Annotated in this window: 1 pseudogene; it reads left to right on the top strand. The window is 73.4% G+C overall.

Annotation, left to right across the window (positions count from 1 at the left end):
- Positions 1–244 (top strand): annotated as a pseudogene (locus tag A7X12_RS19375) (aldehyde dehydrogenase (NADP(+))); the annotation flags it as partial.

Below are 244 nucleotides of genomic sequence, written 5' to 3' on the forward strand. Positions count from 1 at the left end.
CGAGGCGCTGGGCGACGCGCTGATCGAGCGCGCGATGCAGGAAACCGGCCTGCCCCAGGCGCGCCTGCAGGGTGAGCGCGGCCGCACCGCCGGCCAGTTGCGCCTGTTCGCCAAGGAACTGCGCCTGGGCGATTATCTCCGCGTCCGCATCGACCATGCGATTCCCGATCGCGCGCCGCTGCCCAAGCCGGACCTGCGCCTGCGCATGGTGCCGCTGGGCCCCGTCGCAGTGTTCGGCGCGTCG

Origin of the sequence: Sphingomonas sp. TDK1 (assembly GCF_001650735.1) — a bacterium.
Taxonomy (GTDB): domain Bacteria; phylum Pseudomonadota; class Alphaproteobacteria; order Sphingomonadales; family Sphingomonadaceae; genus Sphingomonas.